Source organism: Paenibacillus sp. JJ-223 (assembly GCF_927798175.1).
Classification (GTDB): Bacteria; Bacillota; Bacilli; order Paenibacillales; family Paenibacillaceae; genus Paenibacillus; species Paenibacillus hubeiensis.
On sequence record NZ_CAKMMP010000018.1, the window covers coordinates 57094 to 67694 of the forward strand.

The 10601-nt window shown below is 54.0% G+C and carries 9 protein-coding genes and 1 pseudogene; 7 read left to right on the forward strand and 3 right to left on the reverse strand.

Annotated elements, in window-relative coordinates; all coding sequences use genetic code 11:
- The first annotated feature begins 8 nt into the window (after nt 1–8).
- Together L6H98_RS26200 and corA are read left to right on the forward strand one after the other, a co-directional pair.
- Nucleotides 9–1007, forward strand: coding sequence for an inorganic phosphate transporter (locus tag L6H98_RS26200; protein ID WP_236420634.1), 999 nt, complete (start codon nt 9–11; stop codon nt 1005–1007).
- Between the two features lie 316 nt (nt 1008–1323).
- Nucleotides 1324–2283 (forward strand): magnesium/cobalt transporter CorA, encoded by a 960-nt coding sequence (gene corA / locus L6H98_RS26205; protein ID WP_236420635.1) that lies wholly within the window; start codon nt 1324–1326, stop codon nt 2281–2283.
- Nucleotides 2284–2457: 174 nt separating this feature from the next.
- On the opposite strand, the gene L6H98_RS26210 is transcribed toward corA, so the two are convergent.
- Together L6H98_RS26210 and L6H98_RS26215 are read right to left on the reverse strand one after the other, a co-directional pair.
- Nucleotides 2458–3543 carry a DNA alkylation repair protein gene (locus tag L6H98_RS26210; RefSeq protein WP_236420636.1) on the reverse strand — a complete coding sequence of 362 codons (1086 nt, stop codon included), beginning with the start codon at nt 3541–3543 and terminating at the stop codon, nt 2458–2460.
- A 165-nt stretch (nt 3544–3708) separates the two neighbouring features.
- Nucleotides 3709–4320: a tyrosine protein kinase gene (locus tag L6H98_RS26215; protein WP_236420637.1), complete on the reverse strand. Its 612-nt coding sequence runs from the start codon at nt 4318–4320 to the stop codon at nt 3709–3711.
- A gap of 456 nt (nt 4321–4776) precedes the next feature.
- Between L6H98_RS26215 and L6H98_RS26220 the strand changes: the two genes are divergently transcribed.
- A complete protein-coding gene (locus L6H98_RS26220; protein ID WP_017690665.1) occupies nt 4777–5067 on the forward strand; it encodes a YerC/YecD family TrpR-related protein in 291 nt (96 codons plus the stop codon).
- A gap of 4 nt (nt 5068–5071) precedes the next feature.
- Nucleotides 5072–5851: a CbiX/SirB N-terminal domain-containing protein gene (locus L6H98_RS26225; RefSeq protein ID WP_236420638.1), complete on the forward strand. Its 780-nt coding sequence runs from the start codon at nt 5072–5074 to the stop codon at nt 5849–5851.
- Between the two features lie 173 nt (nt 5852–6024).
- Here L6H98_RS26225 and L6H98_RS26230 read toward each other — a convergent pair.
- Nucleotides 6025–6727, reverse strand: a pseudogene (locus L6H98_RS26230) (NPP1 family protein).
- Between the two features lie 485 nt (nt 6728–7212).
- Between L6H98_RS26230 and L6H98_RS26235 the strand changes: the two are divergent.
- From L6H98_RS26235 to rlmD, 3 genes are all read left to right on the forward strand, one after another.
- Entirely contained in the window at nt 7213–8094 is an 882-nt protein-coding gene (locus L6H98_RS26235; RefSeq protein WP_236420639.1) for a diacylglycerol kinase, read from the forward strand.
- 247 nt (nt 8095–8341) lie between these two features.
- Nucleotides 8342–8485 carry a hypothetical protein gene (locus L6H98_RS26240; protein ID WP_236420640.1) on the forward strand — a complete coding sequence of 48 codons (144 nt, stop codon included), beginning with the start codon at nt 8342–8344 and terminating at the stop codon, nt 8483–8485.
- 398 nt (nt 8486–8883) lie between these two features.
- Nucleotides 8884–10509, forward strand: coding sequence for a 23S rRNA (uracil(1939)-C(5))-methyltransferase RlmD (gene rlmD, locus L6H98_RS26245; protein WP_236420641.1), 1626 nt, complete (start codon nt 8884–8886; stop codon nt 10507–10509).
- Nucleotides 10510–10601 lie beyond the last annotated feature (92 nt).

The window sequence follows — 10601 nt, forward strand, 5'->3', positions numbered from 1 at the left end:
CATAGAACATGGAAACAACGATTTTGGTATTAGGTATAGTCGTCTTCCTTGCGCTGGCTTTTGACTTCATCAACGGGTTCCACGACACGGCGAATGCCATTGCAACGTCGGTGTCCACGCGGGCGCTCACGCCAAGACGCGCGATTCTTCTCGCGGCCGTGATGAACTTTGTCGGGGCGATGATGTTCACCGGCGTGGCGAAGACGATCGGGGGAAGCGTGACCGACCCCACGAAGCTGGACAACGGGATCGAAGTCGTCATCGCCACCTTGATCGCCGCGATCATCTGGAACCTCGTGACCTGGTGGTTCGGCATTCCGTCCTCATCATCCCATGCACTGATCGGTGCGCTTGCCGGCGCGGTATTGGTGGGAGCGGGATCGGACAAGGTCAAATGGAGCGGTTTTATCGATATTGTCGGAGGTTTGATTCTTTCGCCGCTGATCGCGTTCGCGATCGGTTACGTGGTCATGATTATCCTTAAATACATTTTTGCCAGACGCAGTCCGCATACGGTGAACAAAGGTTTCCGTACGGTTCAGATTTTCACGGCTGCATTGCAGTCGTTCACCCATGGTACAAACGATGCACAGAAAGCGATGGGGATTATCACATTTGCACTCGTGGCTGCCAAAGTCCAGGATCACCTGGAGGTTCCGCTTTGGGTCAAAATTTCTGCAGCTACCGCCATGGCCTTGGGTACGTCCATCGGGGGATGGAAAATCATCAAAACGATGGGAACGAAAATTTTCAAAATTGAGCCGATCAACGGTTTTGCTGCCGATTTGTCTGCCGCTTCCGTTATTTTCACCGCAACTTTGCTGCACCTGCCGGTAAGTACGACGCATGCGATTACGTCGGCCATTCTTGGCGTAGGTTCCGCGAAGCGTTTCTCTGCGGTCAAATGGGGCGTGGCCGGGCGCATTGTCGTAACATGGTTCATCACCATCCCGATCTCGGGCCTCCTTGCAGGATTGTTGTACTGGATCATTTTCGACGTCCTTTAAAGGTAGAAGCTGTGAACAAAAATTTCCGCATGCCGCGGAGCGGCTGTTCATAACCGTGTGAATATCGGGATATGTGGACAATTTTTCATCAAAAAGAACGAACGCCTGTGCATGAACGTGTGGACAGGCTGGATATGTGGATAGCCATCCGTGGAATGATAAACCAAAAGCAAATAGATCCTGTGGATACAGGACGCTGTGGATAGAAATGAGAGAAGCCAACAGGGTTGGCTTTTTTTGTTTTGGTTTCGCACGGGACGTGCGGCCGTTCACGTTGTAAAATAACGTCAAGCCTATGAATAAGGACGTGATCAGCATGATTCGTACACTCGCCATTACGCGGGAACACCAGGTCTCCGTTAATCAGCCCCTCACAGACCTTATACTGGAAGACTACGCCTGGGTCTGGGCCGATTTCAGCAAGCCGACGGAAGAGGAGAGCCTTTTGCTGGATACCTATTTTCATTTCCATCCGCTGGCGATCGAGGATTGCTTGCATGTGCTGCAAAGACCCAAGCTCGATTATTACGATAACCTGCAGTTTTTGGTATTGCATGCGCTGAATCCGCAGACGCTCGAGGCCGAGGAAGTGGATCTGTTTTTGGGCTCCAATTTTCTGGTCTCCTATCACCATGGCGAGCTGAAGGAAGTCGATGAAGCATGGCAGCGGATTTTGCAGCATGCCCACGAACGCACCATATGGGCACGGGGGCCGGTTGCAGCGGCGTATACCGTGATGGACAAACTGGTGGATCATTATTTTCCGTCCCTGTTTGCCATCGAAGACGAACTGGCCGAACTGGAAAACCGGGGCGGACAGGAATCGGTGGAAGAACTGATGAACCAGGTGTTCGACCTGCGCAGCCGCCTGCTGAAGCTCAGACGAACGATCGTACCCATGCGCGACTTGCTCTACCGGGTGGTCAACTCCCAGCATGTGCAGCGAACGGGTGAGCATACCGCGTATTTTACCGATATCTATGACCATTTGCTCAAGCTGACCGACATGATCGAGGCAGATCGGGAAATGACGGCAGACTTGCGTGACAGCTACATATCGCTGAATTCCAACCGGATGAACGCCATCATGAAAACACTCACGGTCATTACGACCATTTTCATGCCATTGACGCTGATTGCCGGGATTTATGGCATGAATTTTGCCTATATGCCTGAGCTGCAATGGAAATATGGGTATGGTGCCGTCATGCTGCTGATGTTTGTGCTTGGCGGAAGCATGGTGGCCTGGTTTGTGAAGCGCGGCTGGTTCAAATGAATATCCACATGTGGACAAGTCGAAACGTTCCTCAAAGATATGCAGTGTTGATAAATAAACGGAGTGTTGCCTGCTCCGGCGCGAGAAAGACATCTTCATAGACGAAGATGTCTTTTTTGTCGTCTGGATTTGTCGCGGTTGAGCCGTTTTTGGACGAACGATTACTGTACCACATTATTCGCCCAAGGTAAACGTGGTCGAAGCAGCGGGCTGTCCATTAACGAGGATCGTTAAGGTATGTTCGCCGGGATAGTAGACCCGTGTTGTAATAACCTTGAACGATTGTTTGGTGGCCACGCGGGTTTTTCCAGACGAGTAACTTTTGTCCGAACATTTGAAGCGCTTGGGCGCCTGTTTGCCGTTTGCTTTCATATAACCGATCTCATATTCGATGCGCAGCATCTGGGGCTGTCCGCTATCATTCAATACATGAAAGGAGAAATGAAGCTCATCCCCCACGGCGATGCTGTCCTTGGCAAGCTGCAGCTGTTCGATGCGAACGGCTTCCTGCTCATGGTAACCGAAGAGGGCCAGCGCTTTGGGGTGGCCCTTCTTCAACAGGGAACGGCAGGCATGCCGGACGATCCAATCCGTATGCGGATGCTTCCCGTGCCAGTCGGCGGCCAAAGCGAGAACAAGGTCCGGATGGTCCTTCGAAATGTCGTTCAGGTGATTGGCGACGCTTTTGCGAACGTATAACGATTCGTCCTGCTTCAGAGCGTTCAGAATAGGCAGGGCAGGTGTCGGATCGGCGATGAGCGATCGCAATTTGGAGCCCCAAGGCAGGCGGGGCCGGCTGCCCTCGCTGGCGAGCCTGCGAACATGCTCGTCGGCACTGCTCGTCCATTCCAGCATGCGTTTGAGCGTTTCTTCGGGGTACTTCTCGATAAACGGGCGCACCGCGAACTCCGAACTGGAATAGGGTGTGAATGTCGCAAGGTATTCCATGGACAGTTCGTAATGCTCGGGCGCAAGCCCGTTGACTTCGATGAAATCCGGCACGAACAGGCATTCCACGCCGCGCAAACGGGGGGCTGCCTGTTCGAGCACATGCAGCGCCTCGGCATAGTCGCCCGGCAGCACTTCGGTCATGGACAGGGCAACGCGCCGAATGCGCCCCTTGAATTCCAATTCGTCCCATCCTTCGGCGAATACCAGATCGCGGAAGCGATGCTGGTCCAATGCCGGGGCAAACTGCTTGAGCAGCATGCCTGTCCGTTCAATCAGGGCTGGGGTGTATTTGTCTTTGAATAGTTCCATGGGCCGCCTCCTTTTGCTTACCATCCAGTATAACCTAAAATCGGAGAAATGAGAACATCAGTTCTTTTTTGTTGAGATAGGATGGATTGGGAGAGGCGAGCTGGCGAGGTCCGTGCAGCAAAAGGCATCCCCTTTCCAGGAAAGAGAGATGCCTTGGTATTGTCGTTAACGTTTGCTGCTCTTGGGACGACGTTTAGCGGGATTCGATTTCTGCCGGCGCGTGGTGCCCGATGATTTCTTGCCCGATTTGCGCTTGCGACGGCGGGGCGATGTGTAATCTTCGTAATCTTTTTCCGCGGCTGAACTGTCGTTGGTGGTTTTGCTCTTGCCGAAGGGAAGCATGCCCATGAACAGCTTCACCATCGGGGCCATCTGCTGAATGCTGCCGACGACTTTTTGCATTTTGCCAATGCCGCTTATGATGCCATCGATCCCGCCGAAGCGGTCAATCATTCCTTTGAGCTCGCCAAGGTTGGCCAGCGAAAAGCCGGTGCTGCCGGAAGCCGAAGAGTTTTGCACGGGTACCGCAGGGCCGGAAGATCCGGAACCGCTACCGTAAAACGATTCTCCCGGCGCGTTCTGCCCATAAGGCACGATGCTTGATGCTTCCGCTTGGCCGAATGAAAATTGGGGTTCGACACCCGGATACATGGACTGGGTCTCGCCATCGGTCAACGCACGCTGCGCCGGCGCGTAAGCGGAGGTATTCGCCCGATGATGCTTGGAAGACGGACGCTGCCGTGGCGCTGGCGGACGGTGATAATAATGCTGTGGCATACATGATCACGTTCCTTCTGTTATGGATTTTGAAATTGCGTTCCGGCTCCTTGGCCCCAAGAGACCAAGGGGACTGTCGATGCGGAACTCCCTTTTGCTACAATGTATGTCATTCGCGGAGAGACGGCGTAGGCGGATACCCCGAGAAACGGGATATTTGCGGATTTGGGCGCATGAAGCGCCACAGGGAGAAAAGCGCCGGAAGAGCAGTTTTGACACAAAATTGTAACAAATAGGATGGATGAAATCCTACATAATTCATCGGGAATAAATGGGCCAAAAAAGGGCGAAATCCCGCCTATGGCCTTGTATGTCCACTGAGAGTGGACATTTGTATGTTTGTAAGCGATAACATGTATTTTTTCTCTGTAGTGCGTGAAATCGTTAACGCTTGAAATACCAACTCATGCTGAGTACAATGAAGGTACACAGTAACCGCTAGGGGATGATAATAAAATGCAGCTGAAGAAGCTAAATGATAAAAGTATTGAACAACTATTCGAAGCGATTTTGACGTTGAAGGATATCGAGGAGTGCTACGTCTTCTTTGACGACCTCTGCACCGTAAACGAAATTCAATCTATGTCCCAGCGGCTGGAAGTGGCGCGCATGCTTGGCAAAGGGAACACGTATAACCAAATCGAAGCAGAGACAGGCGCGAGCACGGCCACGATCTCGCGCGTAAAGCGCTGCCTGAATTACGGCAACGACGGTTACAAGATGACGCTGGAACGTTTGGGACGCTAAGACGATGAAACCGGGCGTTCTCATCATCAGCCACGGTTCACAGGAACAGAGCTGGGTGGAATCCGTCGATGAGGCGATCTCCCGGCTGCAGCTGCCTGCGGCGCTGCCTGTTGAAGCCGGTTTTCTTGAACTGGTGGAAGGACGATTGATCCAGGACGGTATCGACCGACTGGAGGCAGCCGGGGCAACGGATCTGTTGGTTGTTCCCCTGTTTGTGTCGTCGGGCAGCACGCATGTAGATGAGATCGAGTATGCCATCGGCGTCAAGCCGGCGCCGGAGCGGGAAACCGATCTGGAGCCGTTTCGGGTCTCGGCAAGGGTACATTTCGGTTATCCGGTCGATAGCGATCCCGACATCGCCGTCATGGTATGGGACAAAGTAAAGCCGTTGTCCCGGCACCCGCAGGAGGAAACGATCCTGCTTGTCGGACATGGGAGCGTGCATGACGGATTCCGCCAGCGCTGGGAAGAAGGAATCTCCTCGCTCGCTGGGCGGGTAAGGGATATCAGCGGCGTAGCGCATGCGGATGTTGCTTTGCTTAATCCGGACAGCGTGCACGCCAAGGCAAAGTACTGGAGCGAGGAGCGGGGATGCCGCGTCATTGTGGCGCCGCTGTTTTTGAGCGCCGGTTATTTTACGATGAAGGCGATTCCCAATCGGCTTAAAGGGCTGGACTGCGCATACAGCGGAGAGACGCTGCTGCCGCATCCGCTGCTTGGCGGGTGGCTGGAACGCCAGATTGGGATTTTGCTGCAACGATGCCAGGAGCATCGGGAGACATGATGGTTCAATGAATGAATGAATGAATGATCGAATGAATGGCAAGCTTTTTGTTTCGCAGGCGACATGGAATAAAGGCTTTTTACGATATACGCATACACAAGGAAAATCCCTGTCCTTCTCAAAGGCAGGGATTTTCCGCGTGCTCAGTATGGCGCGCTTCGGCGGCGAATGAGTCACTTGAACCAGGCTTTGGCCAGGTTGTTCACGAAATTGCTGTCATTCATGGGCACGTTGGCGCTGCCGAAGTCGGTAGTGTTCAGTGCATCTCTTGCTGCGGGGGTCAGGTCGTCCCAGCCGATTAGCGGCTGCTTTCCGCCAATGGTACCGTCCACGCCCAACTCGTGGTTAATGGGCCAAGTGCTGTTATACGTGATCAGGGGGCTGCTGCCGCTCATGCTGGTGCTGCTTGGTGCAACGTTGGTGAATTGGCCGTGGCCCGAATATGCGATGGACAGGACCTTCGGTTCGGGAACGGCGGGATTCGATGCCTTCCCAATCATGCCGATGGCCAAGGCCGGGAGAAGGCGAATCTTTGGGGAAGTACCAGGCATACATGATGGCCCAGACGCCGTTGTACCAAGCCGAGCGGGAGTATACTTGCCCGGTGCTTTGGCTGCACTGCCCATTGGATGCGCCGCTGGTTTGCAATCCGCCGCTGGTGTTGCCTGCTGCATCGACTGCAGGGAAGGGCACGCAGCCATGATACACCTTCAGATAGGGCTGAAAGCGCTTGGCTGCCTGCTGCGTGACGGTTGCCGGCGTCACTTCCGCAAAGCCGACGACCTGGTCGTGGCCGATCACGGCTGCGGATGCGGCAGGGATTACGGTGAAGGCAGCCACCATGGCTGCAAGAAGCAGCAGCGTTATTTTTTTCATGCACATCGCTCCTTCAATCTGCGTTATAATGTAAGATACTGTATTTCTACCGAAATCATAGCAACGATATGTCAATGGAGACGGGTAGTATTTTAAATTTAACGTAAATAAGACCGGGGGCTCAGGTTAAATCGCTGACGAGCGGGCAGAATGGATGATTGATTAAAGGATTTGAAAAAGGACGGTTCGGCCTGATTCATCGGGCTGGAAGAAGGTTTATGGTGTGGAGATACATATCGGATAACGCAGGGAGACGGAGCCTTGAAAGGCTAGGACATCTTAACATTTGATGATATGATATAACATATTGGCTTTGGAATCAGATGGAATTCCTTGTGCATAGATATAAAAAGAATGATATATATTCGAACGGCATGAACGGAAATGTGTTGTTTCGTAAAATATGCGAAGGTACGGAATCTCGTGATGACAACGATGAGGCTGAGATCAGCTTCATGGATTATGTGGAATAGGTGGCGTATGGAATGAAAAGAGCTCGATTAATATACAATCCGACCTCCGGCCGGGAGGAAATGAAGAAACGTCTGGCAGACATTTTGCAGCGTCTGGATGAAGGCGGCATCGAAGCCTCGTGCCATGCGACGACAGGCGAAGGGGATGCGACCCGGGAAGCGGCGCTCGCCGTCGAGCGCGGGTATGACATGATCATTGCCGCAGGTGGGGACGGAACGCTGTACGAGGTCATCAACGGCATGGCCGAACGCGAGAACCGGCCGCCGCTCGGCGTGTTTCCGCTCGGGACGACGAACGATTTTGCGCGTGCGCTGGGCATTCCGAGGCAGTGGGAAGACTATGTCGATCTGGTGGTCAACCAGCAGACGCGTCCGCTCGATCTGGGCAAGGCCAACGACAGGTATTTTATCAATATCGCCGGCGGCGGATCGTTGACGGAACTGACCTACGAGGTACCTAGCCGCTTGAAAACGATGATCGGGCAGCTGGCCTACTACATGAAGGGCATCGAGAAAATGGCGAGCCTGTCGCCCCAGGAGCTCTACATCCGCGCTGAAGGGCAGGAGGATCTGCATGACGAGTTCATGCTGTTCCTCATTACCAACACGAACTCCGTGGGCGGCTTCGAGAAGCTTGCCCCGGGAGCGACGATCGACGACGGGCTGCTGGATGTGATCGCTATTCGCAAATGCAACCTGGCAGACATGATCCGTCTCGTGACGCTGGCGCTGCGCGGGGAACATCTGCACGATAAAAAGGTCGTGCATTTCCAGACGGATTATATGGAAGTGACATCGCCGGGATACGTGCAGCTTAACCTGGACGGTGAGCTTGGCGGCACGCTGCCAGCGACCTTCTCGAACCTGCGCCATCATCTGATGCTGTATCGGTAAAGGTGTTGGCCTCCTTAAGATTATATTTACCTCCCGCCGCCACCGTATCTACACTGGCAATGGCATTATGCCGCATCTAACCCAAATTCGGTCTAACAAGCTTGGGGATAGGGGACAGGGTAGTGGCGGAGTCGGTTGTAGGGTGGAAAGGTGCAGGCGGGACCGTGGTGAGTGGTGCAGGGGTGTGTTGCGAGCAGACCGTGGTGCGAATGTCGCTTGTAGAGGATGCAAAGGATAGTTATGGAGGATGGAAGGTGCCAGCGTGCTTTTTCAGTTGCCGCGTGTGGCAAGGATCGCGTATAATCTCATGGTGCTGCGCGAGTGGAATATGCAAGATATACGCGTAAGTACGCATGAGATTGGCGTGAGAGTACGCATGAAGTACGTGTGAAGACGCATGATGTATGCATTGATGAATGTATGGGGTATGCGTGGCAGGAGAATGGAGTAGGCCTAGTCTCGTTCAAGACAGCCGGGAACGGCTAACTAACCTAGGAAGCTTTATTTTGGCGAAAACGACGTTGTTGCTGCACTAACGAACATCAGTGTCGCTATTCGGACGAAATTGGCTGGAAAACACGGTTGTGACGCGGAATAACGTGTCTAAAGTTCGTTAGAATATCAGAAGACGGTTTTAGGCGTGAATAAGGTGTGTCAGGTTCGTTACCCATTCGAGGACGTGAGATTTGCGTTGGGAATTGCCTTTAGGTTATCGCTGGAATAGTAATGATCGAATCCCTTTGCCTACAAAGGCAGGGTCATATATGGATAGAAAGAAGTGAATGTACGTTGTCAAACAGTAACCGCAGCGGTCGTGGAAAAAGCCGCCGGAATTCGGCTGGCCCGCAAGGTAAAGGAAGCGCAGCAGCGCCCCGCCAGCCGCAGAAAACATCTCGTCAGACTACACGCCAGCAAACGAAGGAGGTGCGGCAACAAGGCGCATCTCTTTCTGCCGTTCGTCCGAAGGGGGGCGCGCGGAGCGCTCCGATCGAAGGACTGCCTGTGAGCAAAAATGAAGAGACCGTCATTGACATCATCGGCATGAACCATGACGGCGAAGGCGTAGGCCGCGCGAACGGGTACATGCTTTTCGTGCAAGGTGCGCTTCCGGGCGAAACCGTGCGCGTAAAGGTGCTCAAAACCAAAAAGCAGTATGGCTACGCCAAACTGCTGGAGATCGTGAAAGCCAGCGCGGATCGCATCGCCGCCCCGTGCCCGATCTACGATCAATGCGGAGGCTGCCAGCTTCAGCATATGAGCTATGCCGGACAGCTGGCATGGAAGCGCCAGCTCGTCATCGACAATTTGCAGCGGATCGGCAAACTGGACGTGCTGGCTGAGGGAGCTGGCGCTGACAGCGAGAGTGAAAGCGGGACAGGCATTCGCGTGCTGCCGACGCTCGGCATGGAGGAACCTTGGCGGTACCGCAACAAGGCACAGGTGCCTATGGGTGCGGTGGAAGGCGGCCTTGTGGGCGGTTTCTATGCCCGTGGCAGTCACCGCATTATCGATATGGAAGCGTGCCTGATCCAGCATGAGCACAACGATGAAGTGGTTGCCAAGGTGAAGGAAATCGGCAGCCATCTCGGCATCAGTGCATACAACGAGGAGACAGGCCGCGGGCTGCTGCGTCATGTCGTGGTCAAAAAGGCATTCCGCACAGGCGAGATGATGCTGGTGCTGGTCACCAACGGACGCGACATCCCGCATCGGGACGAATGGATCGGCAGCATTCGCGAAGCTTTGCCGCAAGTCGCGAGCATTTGCCAGAACATCAACAAAAAACAGACCAACGTCATCTTCGGCGACGAAACCCGCGTCCTGTGGGGCCGTGACGTGATCTATGATTATATCGGCGACGTGCAGTTCGCCATTTCCGCACGCTCGTTCTACCAAGTCAACCCGGTGCAGACCGAAGTGCTCTACGGCAAAACGGTAGAATATGCCGAGTTGACCGGCAAAGAGACCGTCATTGACGCGTACTGCGGCATCGGTACGATCTCCCTGTTCCTGGCGCAGCATGCGGATCAAGTGTACGGCGTTGAGATTGTTCCCGAAGCGATCGAGGATGCACGCAGCAATGCCCGCCTGAACGACATGCGCAACGTCACCTTCGAGGTGGGCGCCTCCGAGGACGTAATTCCGCGCTGGAAAGAGCAAGGCATCGAAGCCGACGTCATCGTCGTCGACCCGCCGCGCAAAGGCTGCGATCCGCGTTTGTTGGATACGATCCTGCAAATGCAGCCGGAACGCGTGGTGTACGTGAGCTGTAATCCGAGCACGCTGGCCCGCGACTTGCGCGTACTGGAGGACGGTGGGTATCGGACGCTTGAGGTGCAGCCGGTGGATATGTTCCCGCATACGGTGCATGTGGAGAGTGTGGCGGTGTTGATATGGAATGAAACAGAGCACTAGAAAGAGAGCAATGTGCGAAAGGCTCTATGCCAGAAGACAGACGCATTAAAAGAAATGAAAGACGCTGGGTAAATTCCTTCCCAGCGTCTTTT

Bases quoted from the DNA above. Each gene is read 5' to 3' on its own strand.
- corA (WP_236420635.1), top strand. From the start codon at position 1,324: ATGATTCGTACACTCGCCATTACGCGGGAACACCAGGTCTCCGTTAAT.
- L6H98_RS26235 (WP_236420639.1), top strand. From the start codon at position 7,213: ATGAAAAGAGCTCGATTAATATACAATCCGACCTCCGGCCGGGAGGAA.
- L6H98_RS26220 (WP_017690665.1), top strand. From the start codon at position 4,777: ATGCAGCTGAAGAAGCTAAATGATAAAAGTATTGAACAACTATTCGAA.
- L6H98_RS26200 (WP_236420634.1), top strand. From the start codon at position 9: ATGGAAACAACGATTTTGGTATTAGGTATAGTCGTCTTCCTTGCGCTG.
- L6H98_RS26225 (WP_236420638.1), top strand. From the start codon at position 5,072: ATGAAACCGGGCGTTCTCATCATCAGCCACGGTTCACAGGAACAGAGC.
- L6H98_RS26210 (WP_236420636.1), bottom strand. From the start codon at position 3,543: ATGGAACTATTCAAAGACAAATACACCCCAGCCCTGATTGAACGGACA.
- L6H98_RS26240 (WP_236420640.1), top strand. From the start codon at position 8,342: ATGGAAGGTGCCAGCGTGCTTTTTCAGTTGCCGCGTGTGGCAAGGATC.
- L6H98_RS26215 (WP_236420637.1), bottom strand. From the start codon at position 4,320: ATGCCACAGCATTATTATCACCGTCCGCCAGCGCCACGGCAGCGTCCG.